This window comes from Desulfobulbus oligotrophicus, assembly GCF_016446285.1.
Classification (GTDB): Bacteria; Desulfobacterota; Desulfobulbia; order Desulfobulbales; family Desulfobulbaceae; genus Desulfobulbus; species Desulfobulbus oligotrophicus.
The window spans coordinates 2,649,478-2,675,354 of the sequence record NZ_CP054140.1 but is presented as its reverse complement, the minus strand read 5'-3'; the positions used below and the strand labels follow the sequence as shown (position 1 = coordinate 2,675,354).

The window sequence follows — 25,877 nt, the reverse complement described above, 5'->3', positions numbered from 1 at the left end:
GATGTCTTTCGGCGGTTACGCCCTGGGAGCGGTGGATATCGCGGCCCGAACCAGGTCGGTGAGCCGCCGAAAATGCGGGTACTGAAACCGTCCCTCTTCCAGCATACACAGAATCTGCAGTGCCGCTGTGTTCTTCCCCAGCAGATGCAGACCGGCCGCCTGCCAGAATTGGGCCTCTTTCGACGGGTTACCGTAGGTCTCTTCGCAAAACCGCACAGCCTGCTCAGCAGCATCCAGCCCCTGCTGGTACTGGTGCATATTCAGGTGCAGCCGACTCAGCCGGATAAGCGCAACATGCCGCGAGCGTCTGTCCCGTTCGCTGCACTGCTGCAGCACCTGCATTGCTTCAGCTGTCTTGCCAAGGGTGGCAAGCACGTCGGCCTCGGTCCAGCGCACATAGGGCCGTCTTCGCTGTACCGGTACCCTGTTGATGCAGGCAGCAGCCTTGTCAACCTGCTGCAAACGCAGCGCACACCGGGCCGCCAGCTCCCACACAAAATCGGTCGGCTGATGGCGATCCGCCATCTGACCGGCGGTTTCCAGGTGATCCAGAGCCTCTTTATGCCGGTTCAGGGCGTACAGCACCTTGCCAAAGGCAAAGTGACGAAACAGGGGATGCAAAAAGTTTCGTCCCTGATCTTCGCGCTCCACCTGGTTCAGCAACTGCAGGCTGCGATCGGCCTTGCCTTCTTCAAGCAGGCAGGAGGCCAGATGGTAGAGGCTTTTTACATATTTGGGCCGTTGCTGATGCAGGCGCTGCTGTTCATCAGTGCTGTACTGTTCCCAGTTGGTTATGGCCTGTTCAAAAAGAGGGATGGCTGTCTTTGGTTTGCCTTCGATCTCTTTACACAAGATGGCCTGCCGGTAACAGAAGGTGACCGACTGCGGGCGCAGGGCACGTGCGGTGGCAAAGTTGGTGTGCGCCAGTTCGATCAGCTCTTTTTTACGTTTGCCCGGAATAATGCGGCGCTCGGTTTTGGCGGTGAACAGTTCGTTCAGGGCGGCATAGCCCAGGTTGTAGTGGAGCAGCGCACTGTTCGGCTCCTGTTTGATTGCCTGCTGCAATGTCTGTATGGCCTCGTCATTGCGCTGCAGACGCGTAAGGGCAAAGGCCACCTTGCTGCGGATTTCCGTCTCCATCCCGGCAGCAACAAGCTCCGGCACCTTATCATCCACCGGATGAAAGAGGTCAACAATGGCCTGCCACCGATTTTCGGCCTGTAACAGTGAAATTTCCGTTACCACCCGCTGGTGTTCGCGGCGCAGGGTATCGGCATCATCAGCAGTGCTGGTCCACTGGGTCAGAAACGATCCGGCGGTCGGCGACGTATCGGTCTGAGCCGGAAGGGGCACCTGTGTCGTTTTGATGGTGTCGAGTTGAATGTGGCCGACAACTTTGGCCTGTTCATGGGTATCGATTTTTCTGGCTGTATTTTCCATAACACCTCCGCAGGTAGATGACTGTTCGGCGGCTTTATTTTGAAATACGGGCAGAAAAGCGATTTTTCGGCAGGGAGGTTAAAAAAGACTAAAAAAGCACAGTAGGGTTGCCAAGGGACGTCAACCAGCTGGTACAGGATGATAATGTACCGGCACCGGTTACCTGTTGCAGAAGTGGAAAAAAGAGTCAATCCCCTCTGGTCGGGGCAATTGTTCCAACATCGGTATCGGACTCATGTTTACCGCTTACCGCTACATGTCTTAATCCCCTCTGATCGGGGCATTCCTTCCAACGTTTAATTCTAATGGTTCGAGAAACGAACGGTATATTGCCGAGTCTTAATCCCCTCCGATCGGGGCATTCCTTCCAACTTGCAAAAAGGCCTGATCGATTGCAGGGCAAAATTTAAGTCTTAATCCCCTCTGATCGGGGCATTCCTTCCAACCTAGGGCACGACAAATCATTAAGGCCGCCCCAGCCACGTCTTAATCCCCTCTAATCGGGGCATTCCTTCCAACGCAAGATCATTTGATAATCTTATAGAATTGATAATATGTCTTAATCCCCTCTAATCGGGGCATTCCTTCCAACTCTAACCCACAGGAGCATCCACTGTCTCACGAGACAGTGTCTTAATCCCCTCTGATCGGGGCATTCCTTCCAACTCATATAGGCGGGGATGTAGAGATTCTACAAAATTCAGTCTTAATCCCCTCTGATCGGGGCATTCCTTCCAACCCAATTAACCCTTTTTCAAGGAGGCAAAACAGCAAATGGTCTTAATCCCCTCTGATCGGGGCATTCCTTCCAACGTTCGGAATCCTTCGCTCGACTGCAAGAACTATTGGTCTTAATCCCCTCTGATCGGGGCATTCCTTCCAACGACTAATGTACATCATGAAACGGAGACGGTTGCCGGTCTTAATCCCCTCTGATCGGGGCATTCCTTCCAACCCATCAGCCGCGATCCAGACACGGGTCGGTCCGCAAGTCTTAATCCCCTCTGATCGGGGCATTCCTTCCAACGTAACAAATGAAACTTCCGGTAAGTCCGCGGACAAACCGTCTTAATCCCCTCTGATCGGGGCATTCCTTCCAACAGTTGTATCTGTCATACTAATTCAATATTTGCAAAAAGTCTTAATCCCCTCTGATCGGGGCATTCCTTCCAACCATTAAAAGAAGCCATTGCCAGCGGAAAGTTAATCCAGTCTTAATCCCCTCTGATCGGGGCATTCCTTCCAACGCACGTTCGAGAGATTATGATTGCAGCAGGGGCCGAAGTGTCTTAATCCCCTCTGATCGGGGCATTCCTTCCAACACGTGGTGACGGTACCCCACGTGGCGGTTTGTTATGTCTTAATCCCCTCTGATCGGGGCATTCCTTCCAACTATCCCAAGTAGCTGTATCGGTCACGCTGATACAGCTGGTCTTAATCCCCTCTGATCGGGGCATTCCTTCCAACACAGGTATTGGTCAAACGCCAGAGATCTGTGAAGGGGTCTTAATCCCCTCTGATCGGGGCATTCCTTCCAACGAACGGATTCGCAACCACAATTACAACCGACGGCAAGTCTTAATCCCCTCTGATCGGGGCATTCCTTCCAACCGAAGACGGCGTTATTGAGGTTAAGAATAATCTCAGTGTCTTAATCCCCTCTGATCGGGGCATTCCTTCCAACCAGGTTTACATTACTGACGCTAAAATTGTTTACCTAGTCTTAATCCCCTCTGATCGGGGCATTCCTTCCAACTGAATTTTGAAATTAATTACAGTCAGCTCAACGGTCAGTCTTAATCCCCTCTGATCGGGGCATTCCTTCCAACATAGAAACGTCTCTTCTCAGCTGTCTTATCTGAGAGTCTTAATCCCCTCTGATCGGGGCATTCCTTCCAACTGAACACATCGCAGCTCAACGCAATGAATTTTGATCGTCTTAATCCCCTCTGATCGGGGCATTCCTTCCAACAGCTTAAAAAGAGGCTCCAGCCCTGGACAGCCTTCCGTCTTAATCCCCTCTGATCGGGGCATTCCTTCCAACTCTTACCCTGAATTTGATCATGATATCAACAGGTCCCACGGCCAAATTCGGGCATGTCCCCTAAAAAGAGGGTCCGGGGTTTTGCAACGGTGATAAAACAGTGAGAAAATCATCGTAACATTTTGAAATATCATAGAAACTTTGAGTGCGGGCATGTGGTGGTCCCCCAATCGGTCTGTACAGGTGGTCTGTTTGTGCCATCCTATCGCAGTTTATCCTGATAAACCATACCATTACACAAGGTGGTTGTGCGGTTGGTCCAGGGGGGATCGTCAGAAACAGCCCCTGGACCGCATCTGGTTAAAGAGATCAGCCGGTTTTCTTCAGCTGTTGTATCCTCTTTCTTACCTCTTGCCACCACTCTTTTTTGGCCGGTGTTTTTCTCCACGACTTGTTGTTATCAAGATTCCAGTCTTTAAACAGAGTGAGCAGTGCTGTTGCTTCTGCCTGGTTCAGTTCGTTTATTTGAAAGTCCTGGTGACGGTTTAACCAGTCGCCATAGTCTTTAAAGGCAGCCTCTGTGATCCTGTTGGGGCTGCCGGAAGGCTCTTCCTCTACAGGATCGGCAGTGGTGGAGTCTGTCCAGGTCAGGCCGGCGGGCGCAAGCCAGGCTTTGACCTGACTATCCCGCTCTGGTGTCCATTTGTCAGGGTAGTTGGCTTTTACTCGTAAAGCAGCTTCCTTAAAAGCTTTGGCAACGGCATCTTCCTTTTCGTTGTTTTCTTTATTCAAGTCAGATGCAGCTCTTTTCAACTGATCCCAGTTTTGAATGATGTTCATTTTTTCAAGAGATTTCCGAACGGTGGCGGTTGGATCTTCTTCTTGCGGAGGATCATTGTTCTCCGAGCTTATAAATGAGAGCTTGACCCACCCGATCGGCTTTGCTGCTTCATCACCACCGCTCAGTCTTCGGCTTTTGGGAAACGGAAAGTTCAGACGGTGTTTTGCCAATTGCAGCGCGGTGCGCACATCTCTGGTCAGGTCATCCGGTGCCAGTAATGCACCGGTCATTCCCTGCCAGCCGCTGCCCCAGGCAAACTGAGCAATAGCTTCATTGTCTTTTAGTTGTTCAATCTGTCGTTGTAGTTGGTTGTAAAACTGTTGCAACTGCTTAACACCATCGCCATTCTTGTCGTGGAGAAACTTACGCTCAGCATCGAGAAATCTGCTGGTTCTTTGCCGAAGAGCCTGTACCAGCCAGTCACGGTTAAGGGTAGTTTGAAAGTTGAACACTGCTTTACCCTGTGCCTGTTCCTGCAAAAACCGGTCAAAAGAAATTTGACCGATGGCACATTCACCCGGGCGTACCTGTTCGATAAGCATGCTCCATTTTTTTCGTTTAAAACGTGTTGCACCTGTTTCTAAGCTCGTTACGTAAGCCTCATCCACCTGCACGGCGTTTGATGGTAACACACAGTCGGAAACAGTGAGTGAACGCATGAGGTTGTATTTTGCATCTTTGCCAAGAAGGGCATGTAGTACAGGATCAGCTGCATATTTGGGGTTGAGGTCTGATCGTTTTTTGCTCTGAGACGATACTTTAATCTTCTCAACCAGTTTTTTTACCTCTCGATTTTTATTTTCCTCATTCAGACGAGAGAGAATAGCGGAACGAAACAGCCCCTTGAGTGAAGAGCCGGGGATAAGCGGGCGACCCAGACCATCACGTATATACCGCCTGATGTCCCTTGGCATCCTGGCCAGCCTGTTTTCTGTTGACCAGGAAAAGGAGTAGAGTGTGATTGAGTTCAGGTTGATTTTTTTCTCTCTAAGAAAGGAGTGTACTTGCTGCTCCTCTACAGCAGCTGTGAACTCATTTACAGCGGTTTCCCCAAGGGCGGCAACCTCTGCGAACAGTTTATTCTGATCGAAAACAGATACTTTCTGACCGCTTTTAATGTAATCGATATCTTGAACGTAGTTCTTCCCGCAACCAATATGCACGGGTGTTAATAGCTGCACGTTGAGTTGATAGGTTTCACGTATTGATCGGTCCTGTTTCATTGTTTCCTCCTGCGCACAAAGGGCACACAAAAGGCCCGTCCATACCGGTAGACATTGTGCGGGATTATTCCCGATTGTGGCAACACGCAAGGGACATGACCTGCTGGTGCAAAAGGAAGTACAGAACCCTCGGTCAGCATCCAGCAGTCAGCACGGCGAAATCGACTGACGCGATGACCACCGGTGTGGCCGCTGCGGCGGGTAAGCTTGTAGGCACTTATCGGGCTGGACAGCACACCGTCTTTCACCTCTTCGGCGGTGGGGAAGTAGAGTGAGAGCAGTACATGCGCATCAGCATTGTCCGCTGTTGTAAGGGGCCAGTTCGATACGGTGAAGGTAAAGGTTCCCCGGCCAACACTGCGATCTGCCCCTAAGCCGTCATCGCCCAGCAATCGCAGGGCAGCTTCAAATTTGTCGCGAACTGCCCGGGAGGTAAAGGAGGCTACAAAGAACAGCCCTGAGTTTTGGTTGAAGTACTGGTCTGTGCTGTAAAAAAAGGCTCCAGCCTGCACACCGCCGTTTAGCTGATCTACCATAACCCGGGGACGCTGTATCTCAAGCGCAAAGCATCTGGTTGGATTTTGCTCTTTTTTTGTTGAAAAAGGAAAGGGATAGACCGAGCCGGAGGTCAGGTCTGCTAGTATCGGTTCTTCTCCGGCCAGGATCCGTTTAAAAAGGTTTTCTTCGATGTAGCGGATTTTTTTAATATCCTTGAGCTCAAGGGGGCTGATGCCAGCATCCAGGAGGGCAACATCGTCCATTACCTTGTTCAGAGCGCCCAGAGGTACCGGATAAAAACGGGTACCGTTGATGAGCGGAAAGGTTGAACTTACGTTAAACGAGGTGGATGTGCATACTTCTTCAGGATCATCCGCATGGAGGAGCAGCCACTTATCAATGATTGCTCCCCACAGGGTGTCGGAATGGACAATATGATCAATCTGTTCCTGGCCTATCCCTTCAAGCCCGAAGTGCACCGGTGTGGTGAAGTTCAGGTGATAGACTTGGTTCATTGGCTACCCTCGCGAGTAAATGGTGAGAAGAGGCCTTTGTATTGTGATGGTGTTTTTTCCATGTTGTCGTTACGGTAGTCTTCAGCGGTGCGCTTACTGACGGAGTCAATGACAAAACGAACCTGCCCGTAACCGCGGCTTCCCTGACCACCGAGATAGTCGTCTTCAATAAGTTGCAACCCCTCTCGAAGCAGCTTGACAAAACGTCTGGCGCGGGGATCACCATTTGTTGCATCGGTATCGTCGGTATCTTCATCGACATTATAGATATCGAGCACCAGGTCGAGCTTGAATCTGGCACCTGCCGGTACCCTTTCAAAGTTACGCGGATTAGCCGCTGAGGTCAGCCTGTCGATGGAAACTTCGGTTTTGACCTCTGTGCAGTACATGTCGGTGTGGTCCGATTCGGCGAGCTCATCGATGTTGACGAGGATACAGTCGCGGACGGTTAAGCGGGTGGGGGCGTAAGTTGCACGACTTTTTGCAACGTCTGCAGCAAAGCCGAAAAGCTGGACGATATCTTCGTCCGGATTTTCGCAGAGTTTACCCACCCACTCCTTATTATCATTTTGTTTGGGAACAATCAGGCCGTGACTTTTTTCCAGTAAAGAGCGCATCTTCCCCTTGAGTGAGGAACCAGGAATATAGGGAAGGTTTGTTAAGGGGTTTCGCACCACAACTTTATCAGCACCGCCGATCGACAGCCCCAGTGAGGAACCGCCAATGTGCATACCGGTGAGAAGTTCAATCTGGCCTTTGATGAATATTTTTTTTGTTAACTGTAATCGTGTTTCGCTCATTGTGTGCTCCTTTATTTTCCGCCATGGGCTCTGTGGTATGCCAGTACGGCCTCGAACAGTTTACAGAAGTGGTTAAACCGTTGTGTTTCAGTTTCGCTGTCCCCTTCAAGGACGGCATCAATGCCCCATGTCATTGTGTTTTTGAAGGTTTTTAGGGCTTCGTTTCTACTGTCTCGGCCCGAGGCATAGGCAAGAAAAGGCTTGAGCATCATAAATGCCAGCCGCTGCTCAGACAGGTCAAATCCCTTTGCCTCTATAGCTTTTAGTTTTGTAAAGACTTGCCGTATCTGCGATGTGGTCAGTTTACCACCTGATCCTTTAGCTAATTCGCTACCGAGTTGTTCGGTCATCTTCAGTAGTCCGAGGTCAGGCCCATGGTTCACCCATTGCCTTACGTTTTGTTGGTTCATACTGTCTCCTTTATTTTTTCATTACGAAGTCTTAACTCACACCATCGTGCCAGCACGCCAAGGAGTTCGATACCCTGACGATCTGTTGTGCCCACTTCTGATGTGATAAACTGCTGTAGTTCCTGAATAGTCTGCGATAAGGATGGTTTTCCTGCAGCGTAACGAGCCAGGGTGTATACCATGCGCCAACGCCACTTTTCTGCCTGTAACTGATTTTTGATTGCGTCTATGGAAAGACGGTCTTGCTGCTGCAGATAGGCGCAGCTTTCCCGCCAAGAGGCGGCGATATCGCGTAGACGTCGTACCAATGAAGCGTGTTGCGGATTTTGTGCTATGATCAGCACTTTGGTATACAGCCGGCTGAGTATTTCAAACTCTTGCCAGTGCATGGGAGTTTCCAGAAATGTTATCGATGCCTTATCTGTCAGGCGACCATTTTTAAAAGTAGTTTCGTGTTTTTTGGCCCGATGTTCAGCCTCGCCAGCCATATCAGCGCTTTTGTAGATTGGAAATTTACCGGGAGTAATTACCAGTCCACCGGACAGCGTACAGGACGGATTGTTACAGGTAAATGCAGCAAAACGTTGCTGAATTGTAAGGGCAATTTCTGGGAGTGCATCCCATGCACCGATGAGGAAAAGGTCGTCACCACCGGAGTACACCACAGTTACCCGATCGCGCCACTCAGCATTTTCGGCAATGAGCTGTGGGAGTATACCGCTGAAAAACAGCGTGAGTTGCCAGCTCAAAGTTGTGATTCTGCCAAGGGAGTGAAACCGTTTATCGTGAATTGTTTCGTGACTGTAGTTCTGGAGTCCTTCACTGAAAATTTTGCCGAGGGAATCAACATCCATGCGCAGGATACCAAGACGTTTTACCCCCTGAGCCTGATCGGCTATTTCATCAAAGGTGTCTGCAAAGGTATGCATGGAGCCTGCCAGAAAAGGCGTGCAGTCGATGAGTTCTCCTCGTGTGGCACAGTCAAGTGCCAGGGTTGAAAAATCTGCATTGTTGAGGGCATACAGCCGAGCCTTTCCTGAGCGTAGGTCAGCAGGTATTTTTTCTGAGAGATAGACGAAGCGGTTGAAGAGTTTAAAATTGGGGCGGGAAACTGTTGCCAGTGGTTCAGTGGTAACAACTATGCAGGTCGAACGTGGCAACGAGGTGCCTAGTGTTTTCATATCACGGCAGGTGGGGCAGGTGTCGTTGTCTTTTGTTGTTGACCGATGGCAGACAACACAGCTCTGTTGATCGCCGCTGCCGGTGCCAAAAAGGATAGCGTAATCTTTAGAAACCGTTGCAGCGTATCGTTGGGTGTCTTCGGCAACCAGACGTCTTGTCAACTCATCCCATATCTGGCAGAGTGTTCTGCCGCTTTGCCGGGTGAGATCGTCACCGGAAAGAGAAATACGACTGAAACGTACATAAAGATCCCCTGAAAATTTTTTCAACAGCTCGGTGTTTACTTCTTCCTGCAGGTCGGAAAGCAGTGTCTGGACTCCTTCTGTGTTTGGCAGGAGAAGATAAAACTTACCGCCGCTTGAATAGAGGATATTCGCCTTGGTTAATCCCAGTGTTTGAATGAACCTGTCAGCCAGCAGTTCTGAGAGGAATTGAACAAAGAAAGATCGTCCTTTCAGGGTCTTGTATGCACCTTTTGAAGAGAGTTTATAGATAAACTGTTGAATACCGCTGATATCTCCACAAAAAAGGAGAAATTTGGTTTGTTGACGATTCGTGATTGCCGATTCCTGCAAGGTCGAGTGTTCGGCGTGATACCAGTACATCGATGCAGCCAGGGCGGCGGTGGCTTTCTGATGGTCGTACAGTGAGACATCGGGCATCTCTTCCTTTCTCGTTGATGCAGGAAGACACCAGAGATGCGCTCGGCAGACGTCAATAATGGTATCGGCATGGCCAAAGAGATCAAGCCCGATGCTGTTGTCAGCGATAGTTCGACGAAATGCCTGCCAATGAGCCTGATAGTCGCGGCGGACCTGCTCGGCTTTATACGTTTGTGATGATACCGGAAAAAGACGGTGGTACTCATCAGATGAGTATGCCAGGCCCTCGTTATTTATCCGGTAGCGCCAGTCATCGGAACTTCCTTGCTCGTCAGCGTGTTTTTTCAGACGAATTCTGGCCATGATGCTGAGCATGGGAGTTTTACTTTTGCGTTCTCGACCGCCGGTATCATAGTCGGAATCTGCGTCACCTTTTGCACGTTCATGTCCGGCTGCAATGCGGTCTGATTCGGTAATCATCAGCTCAAAGACGTTGCGGGGCTTATGGTGACGGGCGGCCAGATTCATTACCGTACATTCGGTCAGATCACCAAAGCTCTTGTTCAACTGCTCTTCAGGGAAAAGCAGTTTTAACGCCTGTTCGGTATGAAAAGCGTGACTATACCGATATTCTTGTCGAATCATGTCTTGGTCGCCGGATTCGACAGCGTCAGCACGTTCGGCGAATTTACCGATATCATGCAACATTCCGGCTAAGGAAATTGCCTGAAGTAACTCTTTATCCATATATGTCTCCTCTTCTTCGGTGGCCCTTCATCTGGGGAAAGCCATTATATCCATCCTTTCTCTTTTAATTGTTCAAGAATGTTTTTTAACTTTTCAAAATAGCGCCGCCCATCCTGTTCAACTGTACCATATGCTTCTGCCTTGGATGTCCAAGCGTGGTCAAAACCGTTTCGTGTGTCCACTAAGTCTTTGACAAAACTCCTGAGCTGCTGTTCCACACCGGTATTTTGCAGTTTTTCGTACCAGGGCATGAGGGTTTCTTTATCTGTTTCGTTTTTATTGAAAAATTTCCATTTTTCTTGAGGTACCTGCATCATGTTGACAAAGACCTCGGCAAACCTTCTTCTGTATCTTCTCCCGTCGGAACTTGACATCTTTTTGTTGGCATATTTTCCTGTCAACCCAGCCATACCGATTGATCCCACAAACTCACGCATGGCTGTGAAGGCCTGCATGAACAGGCGGTGTTCGAGCAACAGGCTGATGATTTCCAGCTGCGTCTGGAAATAGGGGAGGTCGTATCTGCCGCTGGCCGGATGATTTGAGGCCAGGCCTGTGAACTTATCACGCACCAGGTCGAGCATCACCTGTGCAGAACCTGTGGCCCCTTTTCTTGCCTGTTCGACCTTGTTCAGGGCGCCACCCACCTTGTTGCTGATGTTGTTCACATCCACATTACGGATACAGTCGGTCATCTCTGTAAACGCACTGATCAGGGAAGGATCGGCCAGCGGTCGCAGGGTGTCGATCCGGGTGGTCTTTGCCAGTTCGCCCAGCTTCCTGGCATCGGCATCGTCGGCAAGCCTGGCCACGGCTTCGGTCCAGTCGTTGATTATATAGAAGTCACGCATATCAACGATGGGATGTGGTTCGTCTTTTTTGGCCGGATCGTACCACCCGTAGAGTGCATGCTCCAACTGCACCCCTTTAGCCCGTTGCAGAAAGCCGATGGCACTGGAAAAGACAATCGGTATCGCCCGCATGCCATGGGTAAAGTCAATGGTCAGGCGGTCACCGGGCTGAATACGTTCAAGCAACTGCTCAAACCATTTCCACTGGTTGGCTGGTTGCATATCCGTGGGGACCAGCTGTTGTGGAACAGTGGGCATGGGGCCGGTGGGCAGATGTTCCTGAAGCTCTTTTTGCAGCAGATGCAGATGCTTCTCTTTTGAATCTTCGGTGCACAGGAGAAGGAACGTATCAACAGGACTCTCCTGTTCAAGAACTGTAAGAATTGCAGTTTGCACAAATCGAACGGTTATTTCTGTGTTTCCTTTTTCTGGCCAGAAGTAGGTGGCAGTTTCGTAACCTGGTTTTTTACTGTAGTTGCCTATGCCCAGAAAACTTACAAATATTTTTGCCATACATTACTCCTTTACTGATGGTGAAATTTTTCAGTCAGGTGTTGGGAGGGTCCCATTGCAGGGCTATCTTACCCAGACCAAAGACAGTCTGTTTGCCCAGGTGAACCCGGCTGCCGTATTCGAGCAGGGGAACAAAGGGCGTAAGGTTGCCCTGGTACTCTGCTGAACCGACCAGGCCACTTAAAGACACCTTCTGTTGTTGTCGATTACTGTAGCGTAGTGTTTCCTGCCAGCACAGGGTGGAGTTGACGGCTTTAATCTGTGTGGCCTGATGAACCAGGTCGCTGTAGTCTAAGGCGGGCTCACCCTGGCCATAGGCTGATTCCAGGGCTGTTATCCGGCGGAGTGCTACACGAATAAGTACATGAAAGGGCAACTCCCTGAATAATGTGTTGTTGTGTTTCAGGCGTAGCGGGGTTTCCAGAGTGCAGAGCAGGCTGTGTACCGGAGACACTGTGCTGCAGTCGGGGCGCAGTTCGGTGGCAACCGGCGTGTTGTGGAGCTCTTTGGCCGTGTTCTCGTAGAGAACAGTGTCTTTGCTTTTAATGGTTTCAAGCTCGAATCGGCCAAACCCATGTCGGACAGCAGCCCCGATACCCGAACGCCCCATCTGCTGAATGCTGTAGACAATGTGGGGCAGGTAGTCGATGGCGCGACCGATGAGCAGCAGTGAGAAATCCCATGTTTCCCCGGCCTTTCTCTCTCCAGCACTGTTTTGTCCGGGCTGTAACACAAAGGGGTGGGGGCGGGCGTTCACCCGCTGTCCGTCTGGTTCTGTGAAGCGCTCGGTTTCAAAGATCCAGGCATAACCGCACCGTTGACGCAGCATACAGTTTGCGCACTCTTGTGTTTTTAGAGCACAGCAGCTTCTTTTCAGTGCCCAGCCAAAGGCACCGCGGAGCGTTGAGCCCAGGTAGCCGGGTAAACGCGCCTCGCTCAGCCAGCGGCAGTGAAAGGTGAGTTGGTGGATGGAGATGGTCATTGAGGCACTCATTTTTCAGATTGTTGAGGGTGGGTGATCTCTGCCACACGATGTTTCATGTTTTTTATATAAGTGTGCAGATTTTTCTGCTTAGGCTGTCCAGTCTGTGCACCAGTGTCTGATACAGGCCTCCTGGATAAAGCGGATATTTGGTATTGGTGTGTCTGCACTGTTAAAACGGTAATTACAGGGCACATACTGGTTTGTACCAAGAAAACCGATAAAGATGTTGCGCTTGTTTTCACTCATGTTCTGTTCCTTTACATGTTGTGCTGCTTTCCAGGGTACGGATACTTTCTTGTTGTCTGTATATCTTCTTACTGACCATATCGGCGAAATCGTACATGCTTGAAGGTGTGCTCCATGCGGATGCGGCCGTTGTTTAAGTGTTCTTCCCGAGCCTGACGCCTGGTGGTGGCGTACACAGGAATGAGCTGCCGGCCAGTTGCAAAACCAACCAACAGGTATGAGGCACCAAAGTCGCCCTGGATGAGGATGTAGTCCCCTGGTTGACAGTGCTTGGTGATCCACTGGTAAAAGGGCTGCAGCCAGGTATCAAGGCCTGGCAACTCCGGCGGTACATTGGCCCACAGCTCTTGCAGCTCCGGCGGCATCTCAACGATCGCGGCAACTCCGAGTTCGGTGCGGGCACTGGTCTCCTGGTCCGGGGTGAAACTGTGGTTGAATATCAAAAAGAGTTGATGCATGGTGGTTTGTCCTGATCTGGTTCATTGCAAACAGTGTTAACGGTTGTTGTCTCTGCTCCTATTGTACGGGCACAGATCGTATTTTTTGCTGCACCCTGCATTTTTTTTATCGATAACTGAAAGGAAAAAACCGTCCCGGTTCGGCCAGCACCTTTTTCAGTGCCTGAGCAGGGGATGTTGCTGTGATAAGCGGCGCAAAGTGCTGGGCATGAAAATGCTCGTTGTTCCGTATATCCTGAAGAACGTTGATGCAGGTTGACAGAGCCTGTTCTTTGCAGTTGTTCATGGTGCTGAGCTGGGCCAGAGGCAGCAGAGCCATGGGCAGCATGGTGCCCTTTGCTGTTGTGCAGGCCATGACAGAACGCTGAAACAGGAAAGTTGCCCGCTGTTGCTGTTTGGTTATCAGGGCAAGTCGGCCAAGATTATAGGCGATCAGCTGCCAGGGGTGAATAAGGTGTGCGGGCAGAAGAGCGGCCAGTTGATCGACCCGAGAAGGCTGGATCAACAGCTGGTCAGTGTTGGCGAGTTCTACCAGTAGACGACAGACAACCGCGATCTGAAAGGCAGTGTGTTCTGTGGGGGTGTTGTTGAGTGTGACTGCCCGATCTATCCATTGCCCAGGTGTGCTCTTTTCGGGCAGTTGCAGGTAGTGGTGGAGCAGTGTTGTTGCCTCCTGGAGTTGGGAACAGTCTAAAAGGCTGTAGATCTGATAGGCAAAAAGCCGCATTTTCTGGTGGTGATACGATCGGCCAAAGGTTTGTTCCGTCTTGGAGATACAGTCGATAAACTCTTTTCTGTACTGTGGTCCGCAGAATCCGTAGTTCTGTGCCAGGGTGCCGTACATAGCGCCAAGGCGACGGTTGTCGCACTGATCGAGCTGATAGATCTGCTCTTCCGTCTGCAGATAACGGGAAAATTCTGCCGGTGGGTCGGGAGCAAACCAATAACAGTTGAACCGGGTGGTGACAAACAGGTGGTTGGTGTAGTCAGCCTTCTTTTTGGTGGAAAGCTGTCTACCTATATTGCGGGCCAGGTTGATCCAACCGGTACTTTCAGTTACCAGGCCGCGGCGGTTGGTTATGGCAATGCAGGCAATACACCAGTCAAGGGCAGTAACCGCTGCATCGTCTCCCTGTTGGCTCAGCAGGGCCACATCATCCGGGCTCAGAAGTCGGGCGATTGTTTTTGCCCGTTCCGGGGCGTTCTGGCAGGCGTTCAGGCAGCTGGTCAGCTCTGGGAAGAGGTGTTTTCGTTTGTTTTGTATGCGGGTAAGGAGCCGACGACCTTCTGGAAGAGCAAGTAACGTGATTGGCAGGGTGGCAAACTCCTTTAAAAAGAGTTCAGGACGTGACAGACAGGTACGGTAGTGGGCAATCTGTTGGGGGTCAGTGTCAACTGCAAGAAGATCAAGGGCAAGGATTGCATCGGCCAGGGTTCTGCAGCGCACCACCCTGGTATCCTCCGGGAAAGCTGCCGGCAAGCCGGTCTCCGGGTAGAGCAACAGGTTGAGGTCTGTGACCACGGCCTCGTACTTGCATTCTTCACCGGTAACAGGCTGTATACTGCCATCTGCGGTGATACCGCCACTGGCAAAAACACCTGGTGGCCACTGTTTGTGCCGGTCAAGAAGCAGCATGCCCAGAGCCAGGGGCAGGCCGAGTGAACCACCGGTGATCGGCGGGTCATCCGGATGCTGGAGAAAAAGGCCGAGAAACTCGTACTGTGCTGAGTGTACAAACCGTTGAACAGCCGACCGTGCCGCAGATGCAGCTTCACTGCTGCTGATTGCAGGTTGTGGATGGCCATGAAAGGTGACTGTTGCCGTACCGGGAAGGCGACCCAGGAGCAACCAGACAACCGAGCCGCTCGTCTGTTGACAGGTGAGGATGGGGACACAGCACCAGTTTGCCTGCAAAAGACTATCCATTGGATAATCGGGAAAGGTGTCGGCAAGGATAGAGGCCAGCTGATTGTTGTGTGACGGTGACGTGGCCGGCAGGACCAGACTGGTGAGCAGATGGCGTTTAAAAAGAGGAAGAAGCCCCTGGTGCTCGGCCAGCTCGTACAGACTGTTAAGCATGGATTCTGGTGGCAGAGGTATCGGGCAGGGGCGATACAGACGTCGGCTACTGACAAGACTGCTGCTGCGCAGAAGGACTACGAGTTCGGACCAATGGTGTGTTGAACCGTTCATCCGGACGGCTCGCAAAGGAGACGAACAACCAGACGGGCCGGAGGCCGGGTCTGTGCCGGTGTAAGCATGAAGGTGACCCAGAACAGCTGGTTATCGTATCCGGTATGTTCAGCCGCGGGTTCGATGAGTTGACCATCAACATGCCAGCGAAAGAGCCAGGCATGGTTGCCGGGCGGCAGGGAGGCAATTGTGCCGGTGATGGTCAGCAGGCCGTTAGCATAGTCAGTTCCTGATAGCACAATGTCTGCGGTGTGTGCTGTGGTGAGCTGATTGTTCTTAACAGTAAAGATAAGAGCGGGTTGGGTTTTTGTGTCTGCTGCAGCCAAGGGGAGCTGTTGCAGGTCCGACTCTGCCCGGAAAAGCAGCTCAAGCGGGGAGGTTGTGGCAGTAGCAGAAGATGGAAGCCGAACCGGCAGGCCGTGTAAATCTTCGAGCATACGTTTTTTATTTATGCTGGTTATACCTGTAAGCAGCCTGTTGTCATGTGCAGTGATCAATTCGCTGACTGCCCGGCTACTGAAAAAATAGCCGGTTTCGACCTCCATATGGCGAAAAAACCACAGAAGAGATCCCGGCTTGGGATCAAACCAGGGGGCTTTGTGTTGGTGCTGCACATGGGGGGCAACCTGTTTGTCAACAGTGCCGAGGCAGAGATCCAGGTCCGTCTGCTGCAGGGTGTAGCAGTTCCAGGGTTGAGCAAAACCGGTGAATGTGGATCCCAGTTCAATATCCCCGGGCCCGGCCATGGCCGGGTCGCCATAGGTCTGACTGACAAGGACCGAGTGCTCATCCGGGCAGGCCAGGATAAGTACCACCGGCGGGTTGTAGTAGCGTGCCTTGGGTCCCCAGCCGGCCAGCTGAGGATCAAGGGTATAGAGTTGCCCGGGAGATGGTTTGGCCCTTTTAATGATCAGTTCCTCAGGTGCAGGTGTTGGCCAGGGGGGCATGGTCAGGTTTTCCTGACACCAGGGACAGATGTTGAGATGTTCGGTGAGCAGGGCATTGGGCGGCTGGGTCAGCAGGTGGTCAGGCGGGCAGCACCGAAGCCGCCATGCCTGTTGCCAGGCTGGATGATCGATGAGGTCGGAAGAGTATATTTCCATGGTGTGTAGACAGAATATAAAAAAGGTTTGTACCTGTTATTACGGTCAGGAGAGGCTTTTTTTGCACAGTCGTTTTATTTCTTCGATAAAGATCACTGCCACCTCCTCGGGCAGCTCAGAAAGTGGAATACCCGGCCAGCTGCGTGTAAACTGTGTGATCGACTCTTTAGCCTTTTGTTCCAGTCCATAGGCCCGGCTCTGACTGGTAAAGCCGAGATTGCGGGTAATGGCTTTCCCCGTTACCGGCGGGTCGGCAAACCGCAGTGCAAAAACCTGTTGCTGCTCAATGGGCCAGGTGGCAACGAGTTGTTTTGCCAGCTGGGCGACAGAGTGCAGGGCACTGTTGTACAGCAGCTGTTTTTCCGGTGACCGTTCTTGTGCGCGGAGGTGTTGTGTAATGTCTGAACCCTCTTTTTCATAGCGCTGCGGTATGTTCAGCCAGGGGTGATGGTCAGCGATATAGCGGCTGAGTTCCCGGATGGGAACGGTGAGGGGGCCGGCTGTACGCTGTACGACCAGCAGCCAGAAAAAGTCGGCAGTATCCAGGAGCCAGTCACGCTCAAACAGATACTTTTCCGGAATCTTCCCTTCTGCCGGCGGAGGTGCAGGCCAGAGTCCATACCCGTTGATCTGTTCGTTGTCAGGGAGACAAAAGGGATGTGCCTGTTGAACAGCGTGTCCCGCAGGGATGTAGAGCGGGTAGCCCTGTTGAGAACGGGAAACAGTAAAACGTTTTTTAGCCTGTTGGATGGTCTCCCGCAGCCGCCGATACAGGTAACCGCGCGGGTTATGTCGTTTACTGCGGGCGGTTTCCCGACACTGCCAGAGGAACTTGTTCCAGGCCAGTTGAATGATGCGTGGATACTGGGCTGTACGAAGCAGAGGAACTGTTTCGGCGGTCAGCTTTGCGGGTGTCAGAAAGGTGTCGAGGATGAAGAGGAGAAACTCCTGATGGAGATCTTCCACCTCATACCCGCTGAATAGATTGCTGTTGCTCGGTTTGCGATATTCAGCTGTGACAAACCTTATGATTGAAGTGGTTGTCTGTAATGAGGCCAGCCACTGATGAAAGCTGTCGAGCAGGGATGATGTCGATTGCGTCATGTCCACATATCCCGCTGATCACGGATACAGCAGTCTGGAACGCGTCCAAAAAAGAAGGGACGTTTTTGGAAGCAGTGATCCAGAGGAAGGATGAACACGTACTGTTCGATCAAAAAGGAGTTCCTGTCCATAACCTGCGAGGTCATGTCGAGCTGACAACCTTTGGTGATGTAACGGTGTTTTCGCAGATTTCCTTTTGAAGAACAGGGGCAGAGCTGGTGGCCGGTGGTGCCCTGCCGGAGGACAAACACCGGATGGGTGTTCTGCGTTTTACGCAGTGTTCTGGGAAAGGATTCGTTGGTGTGGTGTTTGAGTTCTTTGTCCGCCACTCCCATAAAAAACATACGGGTTTGCCATTGAGCAGGCGGCAGAGAACGGATGGCATTGCCCAGTATGCTTAAGTCGGGGCGACGAAGGTGCTGGATGAGTTCTGAAGTAGGATCGGCAGCCACGGCACGGTAAAGGAAAAGGGTTTATACATATCATACTTAAAAAAATCCCTTTTTCTACGTATTTTCCGTCATAACGGCTACAAAATACCTTTTATTGACAACACCGGGCCATCTGCTTGTATCAATGTATGGTCGGGCACCAATCGCAATACAGTGTGCAGCGTACAGGTTGTCGGAAGGCGGCTGTACCCTCAGCAGATACTGTGTGCCGGGAAGACGCGTTGTGTGGGGTGGGAGAGGGAGAGAGGAGGTATGGCAGTGTTCCGGCGCCCGAAGATTCGGACGCCGGACAGATGAGATGGTTAACGGCAGGGGACAACGTTACGAAAGCTGTCTTTTGTCCAGATCGGTTGTCCGTCCGGTGTTTGGCCTTCACTTTTCCACGTATCAACCACTTTGAGACAGTAGGAACCCATGTTGATGATTTCTGGTTCTTTCTGACCAGGCATATCACCACCGACGCGCATGAGCTCAGGATCAGTGGAGTGATAGTTTGGGGCAATAGTGGCAGCACCGCATCCGGCCAGAGCAAGGGCGGCGATTGCGAAAACTGCAAGCCTGCATATCCGTTTCATGAAAAACCTCCGAAAATACTTTTGTGTTCCTTGGCAAGTGACAATCGTACAGCTGTACTTCTGCACAACCCGCCAGGTTGGACTTTGAAATGCTTCCATCCGCCGGCAACTATACAGGGAATCGGGGATCTGTGGAAGTATTTTTTAGCCTGTACCCTGTGGGCGACAAAACGAGCCTGATTCTTATTTGAGCAGTTCCATCACGCCGGAAAGCGGATGCACTGCTTCACCAGGCATGCTCAAGCCGGTTGTCAGGGGCGTGTATGGCAGACCTGATGCGCTCCCACTGATCGTGCAGGTCTGCAATTTCATCCTCCCAGTATTGACGGGATCCAAAGTCAGGATACACGCAGGTCTTCCCATCCTCAACCACCTGCAGGGCACACCAGGCGGTATAATGGATAAATCGCATGGCTCGTAACGGTTCTATCAGACGAAGGCTGGAGCGATCAAAGGGGCGGAAGGTCTCGTATCCTTCAATGAACAGGTCGATTTCAACGGTACCTTCCTCAAGAGGGCCGGGGAGCAGCATCCAGATATCCTGCACCGGTGGACCGAGGACCATGTCGTCGAAATCTATCAGATAGAGCGATTCCCCGGGGCGATCAATCAGGTTGCCACGGTGGCAGTCACCATGGATGCGGCTATAGGCCTGATCGGCAAAAAGCGGCTCAATCACAGCGATGATCTGCTGACTTATGTGTTGATAGGCCTGCTTAAGATCCTTGGGAATGAGCCCGCTGGCGAGGATATAGTCCACCTGGGCCGCGGTGGTCACGGCAGGGTGCATCCGGTTGCGATGCTGGGCCGTCGACCGTGCTCCCACCATATGGACACGACCGAGCAGACGACCAATGGCTAACCACTGTTCCTCATTGAGCTCGTCAACACCTCTGCCGCCTTTGCGTGGAAACACGGCATACAGGAGGTTGTCATCAACACCGAGGGTGCCGCCCTGACGCAAGGCACACGGTGCGATCACAGGGATCTCTTCGGCTGCCAGTTCCAACAGAAAATCATGCTCCTCCTGGACTGCCTGCTGCGACCATCGGCCGGGACGATAAAATTTGACCACCAGGCCGACGCCATCACTGGTTTCTATCTCATACACGCGGTTGATATAACTGTTGTATGGGCGACAGAGGTTGGTACAGGTGGTGTTGAGACTGGTTTCAACCGTCTGTAGGATGCGCTCCGGGGTTAAACCGTTAAAAGCGGATTGCGCTGATGCTGATTGAGGTGATGCTGCCATGCCAAGTTACCCCCTGTTTGGAAAAGTACATTGTTCACGTGGAGTAAAGTATGGTACAAGGTAGTCACTTTACTGGGAAAAGAAAAGAAATGCATCATGATTAGTCAAGGAGAGTCCACATGAAAATTGTCGCCTTCAACGGTAGCCCGAATGCAAAGGGCAACACTTGGCATGCGTTGTCCATGGTCACAGAGGAGCTGGAAAAGCAGAACATTGCCACAGAGATCGTTCATGTCGGCAACAAGCCGGTTCGGGGCTGCCTTGCCTGCGGCCAGTGCTTTAAGATGAAGAATGAACAGTGTATCCAGACCGACGATCCGGTTAATGAGTGGATTCAGCTGATGAAGGGGGCGGACGGTATCCTGCTGGGAACACCGGTGCACTATTCGGCTGTGGCCGGGACCATGAAGTCCTTTCTTGACCGGGCGTTTTATGTAACCGGTGCCAATGACAGTATGCTGCGGCATAAGGTGGGTGCATCGGTGGTGGCTGTTCGCCGTTCCGGCGGCTTACCCGCCTTTAATCAGCTGAACAATTTTCTCTGTTATGCCGAGATGCTGATACCGACGTCCAACTACTGGAACGTTGTTCACGGGACGCGGCCGGGCGAGGTGATGAAAGATGAGGAAGGTCGGCAGATTATGCGGGTCCTTGCCAAGAATATGGCCTGGCTGTTACGCCTGATTGAACACGGTAAGGGAGCTGTCCCCCCGCCGGAACGTGAAAACAAGATAGCGATGAATTTTATTCGCTGATTGAACCGCTGCGCTGCAACCGATGGCCATGGACAGGAAGACTGTCCATGGCCGTGGTTCAGGGCACAGAGCCGGTGTACCTGTGGCTTAAATACCGGCCGACTCGATGAGTGTGACCGGCTTGAGGGCCACCAGGGTGCAGTTGAGCTGGTTGATGATGTCTTCAGCCGTATTGCCTATGAAAAATCCGGCAATACCGGTTCTGGACATGGAGCCCATGACCAGGATATCAATGCCTCTGCCGCGGACAAAGGCGGGGATCCGGTCTTCCGGCCGGCCTTTTAATCGGTGAACATGAAAGGGCTCATCAATACCTGCCTCATGGATGAGGTCGTTGAGTTCGGCAAAATGTGCAGCCTCTGCATAGTCAACAGCGCCGAGGATGTTGCGATCCGGCATGTCGGCCAGGCTGCTGCCCCGCAGGTATCGTTCAAATTCAAAATCCCAGCAGGAACAGATATCCAGCCGGCCGTTGCAGTAACCGGCCAGGGTCCGGCTGATCTCCAGTATCCACAGTGACAGATCGCGGTGGAGCTGATCGCGGTTTTCCGGATTGACCGCCGCTGCCACCCGGATATCCCGGTGAGACCGGGTGATCGGATGAGCCAGCCAGATAGAGCAGGGACACTGTCGCAGCAGTGTCATGTCCATGGTCTTGAAGCCGGGCTCTTCCTGTGGCTCGGCCTCTTTAATCAGCAGGTCATGCTCATGCTGCTGCACACGACGGACAATGCTGCTGATCGGTGATTTTTGATCGTCTTCAACAACCAGGCGAACAAGAGGGACATTGTCGGCCAGCTGGAGAGCTGCCCGGGCATTTTCAAGGGCGGTCTCTGCCTGCTGGACGAGAAACGCCTGAAATTTTTCCTGATACGCCTGCTCAGCTGTGCCCAGTCTCGGGAACGTCAGGAAAAAGGTCAGTGGAAGATCGTTGGTATGGGCCAGGGCCAGGGCATGCTTAAGACCTTCGGTTTCATCGCTCAGGCCGGTGCTGACATAGAGGATATTCTGAAAATTACGCATGACATGCTCCTGTCAAATCAAGCCGACAAGGGGCCGGTTGCCGGGTAAATTTCGGCTGTAGACCTGCCTCATGATAGATTGTGCGCCTGATCAGTTTCCGGCGTGATTTGAGGTATCGGTTGATTACTGATGTTTAACGTGCTGATTTCAAGTGGAGAATACACCAGGGTGACGAGTTTGGCATCTGTTCCGGGGGTGACGAGAAAGGGGCCGAGCCGGTACGGAGCACTGAGCTGCGTGTCTTTGATCAGCGAACCCAGGGTATCCTGCACTTCCTGCTGACAGCCGAGGGAGAAGAGGGTGCAGAGTTGACGGACAGTGTGGTCGGCACGAAAGATGATACGTTCGCCGGGATGCAGGATCAACGGTTCTGCACAGGTATCAAACAGGCAATCCAGGAGCGGTTTGATTTTTTTACGCATGGCCACGAACACCTTATCACCCGGTTTAAGCACTGTGCTGCCCCGCGGCATGATCACCTCATCATCCCGAACCACCAGGGTGACGGTCATGTCGTAGGGAAGGGCGAGGTCACGGAGAGTTTTGTCGGCAACCAGTGAATTGGCCGCAACCCGGTACTCGACAATTTCACCGTCCACATGGCGCAGCGCGTTGATTTCCATAGTGATCGGCGGGGTGGTGTCCGCTGGTATGCCCAGACGGAGCCAGCGGGCAACCGGAGCCAGCGACCATCCCTGGGTAATGGCGGAGATCAACACTACAAAAAACACAACGTTGAAGATCAGCTGGCTGTGCGGTACCCCCGCGAGGAGGGGAAAGGTGGCCAGGGTGACCGGGACAGCGCCTTTAAGACCGACCCAGGAGAGAAAGGTGAGTTCCCGGAGATTGAGACGCAGGGGAAAAATAGAAAGCCACACTGCCACCGGTCTGGCGATGAAGATGAGCACCAGGGCCACGATCAGCCCATCCAGGGCAACCGTTGTCAGGCGGCTGGGGAAGCTGAGCAGGCCAAGCATAACAAACAGCACGATCTGGCTGAGCCAGGCTGCAGCATCGTGAAACTGAAGGATTCCGTTGCGGTACACCAGGGACTTGTTGGCCAGGACAATCCCGGCAAGGTAAACGGCAAGAAAGCTGCTGCCCTCAAAAACAGCAGCCACTCCAAAGATAAGCAGGCCGCAGGCAAGCACCAGAATCGGATAAAGACCGGGATAGTCAAGATTGATTCGATTGGCCAGCCAGACAGCCGCGAAACCGCCGCCAATACCCACTATGCTGCCGACACCGAACTGGAGGATGAAAAAGAGGATCATTTCCGAGAACGAGTTGGCCGTGCCCATGATCAGGCTGATAAGAGCAACAGTGAGAAAAATAGCCATGGGGTCGTTGGAGCCGCTCTCCACCTCAAGGATCGCGGTAACGCGTGGCGAAAGCCGCAGTCCGCTGGTGCGCAGCGTTGAAAAAACAGCGGCCGCATCTGTGGAACCGACGATGGAACCAAGCAGCATACCGTGCAGAAGAGGGATGCCGAGGATCCAGGCTGCAGCAGCACCGGTGAGTACCGAGGTCAGCAGTACACCCACGGTGGCAAGGGGAAGAGCGGCTCGCCACGATGTCTGTACCGCCTGGAGTGTGGTATGCAGACCACCATCAAAGAGGATCACCGCCAGGGCTATACTGCCGATGATGTTGGCAAAATGATAGTCTTCAAAGGCAATCCGACCAATACCCTCTGACCCTGCCAGCATACCGACGCCCAGGAAGAGAACGAGCATCGGCATACCGATTCGGGTTGAGAACTTACTTGAACCGATGCCGAGCAGCAGGAGAATGCCGGTCATTAAGATAATGGTGTTGACGGAGATCATGTTCCTCCAGGGTGGGTGGTTTGATGGAGTGCCGGCTGATTTTTCAGACGAATGCTGTACAGACCCGGTTGCAGCACAGAAAGGAATACTCCTCTTTCCGCCTGACTGGGGAGCGTGTTTTTCATTGATCTTGCCGTGTCATGGCTGTGCATGTCAAAGGAGTGACAGGCAGAGAGCAGTGTGCATGTTCATCCCTGTGATGTGTTTCGGTGCGCATTGTCACGATACAGTTGAACAGCTGTTGCCAACATACAGTTCTCTTTGTAAAAAGCAAGAGTTGCCGGTCCGATTTCAGATGGGTTGATGAACGTTTTGCGCACAGGATATTCGCTGCGGCTGTTTTTGTTGCAACCACGTCTATACCAGGATTTTTGGAAGAGTACCTGTTTCTGAGTCGGGAGATTCATTGGCAGAGAGGTCTTGTTGTCAGGGAAACCATGATGTACTGTTCTGCGAATCTCTTTTTAGTCTAATGATTTTGCCATGAAATTTCTCCCTTCGCTTATGTTTTTTTTCGTCCGGAACCATGTGGTCCGCCGCAACGCCCTCTCGCTGGTGAAGTTCACCGTTTTCCTGATTGTTTTGGTGTCCATCTACAGCTACCTGTTTCATGTCATCATGCTCCACGAGGGGCGTGACTACTCAGCGATTACCGGTCTTTACTGGGCCCTGACCGTGATGTCGACCCTGGGGTTCGGCGATATCACGTTTAACAGTGATTTGGGCAAATGTTTTTCGATCGTTGTGCTGCTGTCCGGCATTATCCTGTTTTTGATAGTGCTGCCTTTTACCTTTATCAAGTACTTCTATGCCCCCTGGCTTGAGGCGCAGAGGAAATCGCGGATACCCCGACAGTTACCTGCGGAGATCACGAAACACGTTATCATCACCTGTTTCGATCCCATCGGCATCGCGCTTGTACAACGCCTGAAACAGTATGGGCACAGTTATGTGTTTCTCGTTACAGAGGTGCAGCAGGCCATTGATCTTGTTGATCAGGGATATCGTGTGCTGGTGGGCGAGCTTGATGATGCTGATACCTATCTCCGTGCCCGTGTCGATCGGGCCGCCATGGTGGTGGTGCTCAACGATGATATGAAGAACACCAGCATCGTGTACACGGTCCGGGAGATCTCGCCGCACGTTCCGATTATTGCCAATGCCGACATGGACGATTCCGTCGCCATTCTCCGACTGGCCGGATGCAGTCATGTCTTTCAGTTTATGAATATGCTCGGCCATTCACTGGCCCGTCGTACGCTGGGAGCCCGCACCCATTCCAACATCATCGGTCGTTTTGAAGAACTGGTCATTGCCGAGGCCCTGGCCATGCGCACTCACCTGGTTGGTCGCACTATCCGTGAGATCGGCCTGCGGCAGGCCACTGGTCTGAACATTGTCGGGTTGTGGAGTCGGGGATATTTTTCTCTGCCCCATCCTGAGACCAAAATTGAATCGAGTACAGTCCTGGTGCTGGTTGGTACCACCGAACAGCTGGACGCCTACGGTGCGTTTGTCGGTGAGTCGCAACCCCCGAATTCAGCGCCTATTCTTATTCTCGGCGGGGGCAGGGTGGGACGGGCCGCTGCCGATACATTGCGGGAACAGGGGGTGGCCCATCGGGTGGTTGAGAAGAATCCCCGTATCTGTGAGGATATGGAGAACTGCATTGTCGGCAGTGCTGCTGATTATCAGACCCTGATCAAGGCAGGTATTGAATCCGCACCGTCCGTCTTCATCACCACTCACAACGATGATGTCAACATCTATCTCACCATCTACTGTCGACATCTGCGGCCGGATATTCAGATCATCAGCCGGGCAACACCGGACCGCAACATCACCGGGCTGCATGCTGCCGGCGCTGATCTGGTCATGTCGCATGCCTCCATCGTTGTCAACACCATCATCAATATCCTGACACCCGGTAAAGTACTGATGGTGACTGAAGGGTTGAATATCTTTCGGTGTCCGGTCCATCCGCAGCTGGTCGGTAAAAGTATTCTGAACAGCGGTATCCGTGAGAGCACGGGTTGCAGTGTGATCGCTGTTTTTCATGATGGCGAGTTACATATCAATCCCGACCCCGGCATGATACTCTCTGCTGAGGATGAACTGCTGATGATCGGCACAATCTTTTCTGAAAAAGCGTTTGCAAAAAAATATCCTGATGTGTGAGAACGTCTCCTGACACAACAATGGTTCTTCGCTTTTGTCTGGCTTTATTGCTCCCCGTATCTATATTATTTTACAATTATACAGTATATTGGTGAGATACGATAACCACCTCCGGAT

Annotated in this window: 20 protein-coding genes and 1 CRISPR repeat array; of the genes, 2 read left to right on the top strand and 18 right to left on the bottom strand. The window is 52.1% G+C overall.

The window, feature by feature from the left end; genetic code table 11:
* Positions 1 to 15 precede the first annotated feature (15 nt).
* The 16 genes from HP555_RS12305 to HP555_RS12230 form a co-directional block, all read right to left on the bottom strand.
* Positions 16 to 1,440 (bottom strand): tetratricopeptide repeat protein, encoded by a 1,425-nt coding sequence (locus HP555_RS12305; RefSeq protein ID WP_199262876.1) that lies wholly within the window; start codon positions 1,438 to 1,440, stop codon positions 16 to 18.
* Positions 1,441 to 1,624: 184 nt separating this feature from the next.
* A CRISPR array of direct repeats spans positions 1,625 to 3,484; the repeat unit is 36 nt; unit sequence GTCTTAATCCCCTCTGATCGGGGCATTCCTTCCAAC.
* Positions 3,485 to 3,793: 309 nt separating this feature from the next.
* Positions 3,794 to 5,488, bottom strand: coding sequence for a type III-A CRISPR-associated RAMP protein Csm5 (csm5, locus tag HP555_RS12300; protein ID WP_199262875.1), 1,695 nt, complete (start codon positions 5,486 to 5,488; stop codon positions 3,794 to 3,796).
* Positions 5,485 to 6,501: a type III-A CRISPR-associated RAMP protein Csm4 gene (gene csm4, locus HP555_RS12295; protein ID WP_199262874.1), complete on the bottom strand. Its 1,017-nt coding sequence runs from the start codon at positions 6,499 to 6,501 to the stop codon at positions 5,485 to 5,487. The genes csm5 and csm4 overlap by 4 nt, the downstream gene beginning before the upstream one ends.
* On the bottom strand, positions 6,498 to 7,301 hold the full coding sequence (gene csm3 / locus HP555_RS12290; protein WP_199262873.1) for a type III-A CRISPR-associated RAMP protein Csm3: 804 nt from the start codon (positions 7,299 to 7,301) through the stop codon (positions 6,498 to 6,500). Before csm3 ends, csm4 begins: the two co-directional genes overlap by 4 nt.
* A gap of 11 nt (positions 7,302 to 7,312) precedes the next feature.
* A complete protein-coding gene (gene csm2, locus HP555_RS12285; RefSeq protein ID WP_199262872.1) occupies positions 7,313 to 7,711 on the bottom strand; it encodes a type III-A CRISPR-associated protein Csm2 in 399 nt (132 codons plus the stop codon).
* Complete coding sequence (gene cas10 / locus HP555_RS12280; RefSeq protein WP_199262871.1) at positions 7,708 to 10,242, bottom strand: type III-A CRISPR-associated protein Cas10/Csm1; 2,535 nt, start codon at positions 10,240 to 10,242, stop codon at positions 7,708 to 7,710. Before cas10 ends, csm2 begins: the two co-directional genes overlap by 4 nt.
* A 44-nt stretch (positions 10,243 to 10,286) precedes the next feature.
* Positions 10,287 to 11,606, bottom strand: coding sequence for a TIGR02221 family CRISPR-associated protein (gene csx2 / locus HP555_RS12275; protein WP_199262870.1), 1,320 nt, complete (start codon positions 11,604 to 11,606; stop codon positions 10,287 to 10,289).
* Between the two features lie 34 nt (positions 11,607 to 11,640).
* Positions 11,641 to 12,588, bottom strand: a complete 948-nt coding sequence (gene cas6 / locus HP555_RS12270) for a CRISPR system precrRNA processing endoribonuclease RAMP protein Cas6 (RefSeq protein WP_199262869.1) — start codon at positions 12,586 to 12,588, stop codon at positions 11,641 to 11,643.
* Between the two features lie 90 nt (positions 12,589 to 12,678).
* Entirely contained in the window at positions 12,679 to 12,837 is a 159-nt protein-coding gene (locus HP555_RS12265) for a hypothetical protein (protein ID WP_199262868.1), read from the bottom strand.
* A gap of 68 nt (positions 12,838 to 12,905) precedes the next feature.
* Complete coding sequence (gene csx20 / locus HP555_RS12260) at positions 12,906 to 13,295, bottom strand: CRISPR-associated protein Csx20 (RefSeq protein WP_199262867.1); 390 nt, start codon at positions 13,293 to 13,295, stop codon at positions 12,906 to 12,908.
* A 106-nt stretch (positions 13,296 to 13,401) separates the two neighbouring features.
* Positions 13,402 to 15,489, bottom strand: coding sequence for a hypothetical protein (locus HP555_RS12255; protein ID WP_199262866.1), 2,088 nt, complete (start codon positions 15,487 to 15,489; stop codon positions 13,402 to 13,404).
* Entirely contained in the window at positions 15,486 to 16,592 is a 1,107-nt protein-coding gene (locus HP555_RS12250; protein WP_199262865.1) for a hypothetical protein, read from the bottom strand. The genes HP555_RS12255 and HP555_RS12250 overlap by 4 nt, the downstream gene beginning before the upstream one ends.
* Before the next feature lie 45 nt (positions 16,593 to 16,637).
* Positions 16,638 to 17,696 (bottom strand): hypothetical protein, encoded by a 1,059-nt coding sequence (locus HP555_RS12245; protein ID WP_199262864.1) that lies wholly within the window; start codon positions 17,694 to 17,696, stop codon positions 16,638 to 16,640.
* Entirely contained in the window at positions 17,693 to 18,148 is a 456-nt protein-coding gene (locus HP555_RS12240; RefSeq protein WP_199262863.1) for a hypothetical protein, read from the bottom strand. Before HP555_RS12240 ends, HP555_RS12245 begins: the two co-directional genes overlap by 4 nt.
* Positions 18,149 to 18,450: 302 nt before the next feature.
* A complete protein-coding gene (locus HP555_RS12235) occupies positions 18,451 to 18,723 on the bottom strand; it encodes a hypothetical protein (protein ID WP_199262862.1) in 273 nt (90 codons plus the stop codon).
* Between the two features lie 226 nt (positions 18,724 to 18,949).
* Positions 18,950 to 19,975 (bottom strand): serine/threonine protein kinase, encoded by a 1,026-nt coding sequence (locus HP555_RS12230; protein WP_199262861.1) that lies wholly within the window; start codon positions 19,973 to 19,975, stop codon positions 18,950 to 18,952.
* A gap of 119 nt (positions 19,976 to 20,094) precedes the next feature.
* Between HP555_RS12230 and HP555_RS12225 the strand changes: the two genes are divergently transcribed.
* Complete coding sequence (locus HP555_RS12225) at positions 20,095 to 20,730, top strand: flavodoxin family protein (RefSeq protein ID WP_199262860.1); 636 nt, start codon at positions 20,095 to 20,097, stop codon at positions 20,728 to 20,730.
* Between the two features lie 87 nt (positions 20,731 to 20,817).
* Here the strand turns inward: HP555_RS12225 and HP555_RS12220 are convergent, their stop codons facing one another.
* Positions 20,818 to 21,753, bottom strand: a complete 936-nt coding sequence (locus HP555_RS12220) for a universal stress protein (protein WP_199262859.1) — start codon at positions 21,751 to 21,753, stop codon at positions 20,818 to 20,820.
* A 68-nt stretch (positions 21,754 to 21,821) separates the two neighbouring features.
* Positions 21,822 to 23,582, bottom strand: coding sequence for a potassium/proton antiporter (locus tag HP555_RS12215; RefSeq protein WP_199262858.1), 1,761 nt, complete (start codon positions 23,580 to 23,582; stop codon positions 21,822 to 21,824).
* 483 nt (positions 23,583 to 24,065) lie between these two features.
* Here HP555_RS12215 and HP555_RS12210 point away from each other — a divergent pair, with 483 nt between their 5' ends.
* Entirely contained in the window at positions 24,066 to 25,760 is a 1,695-nt protein-coding gene (locus HP555_RS12210) for a potassium channel family protein (protein ID WP_199262857.1), read from the top strand.
* The last annotated feature ends 117 nt before the right edge of the window (positions 25,761 to 25,877 follow it).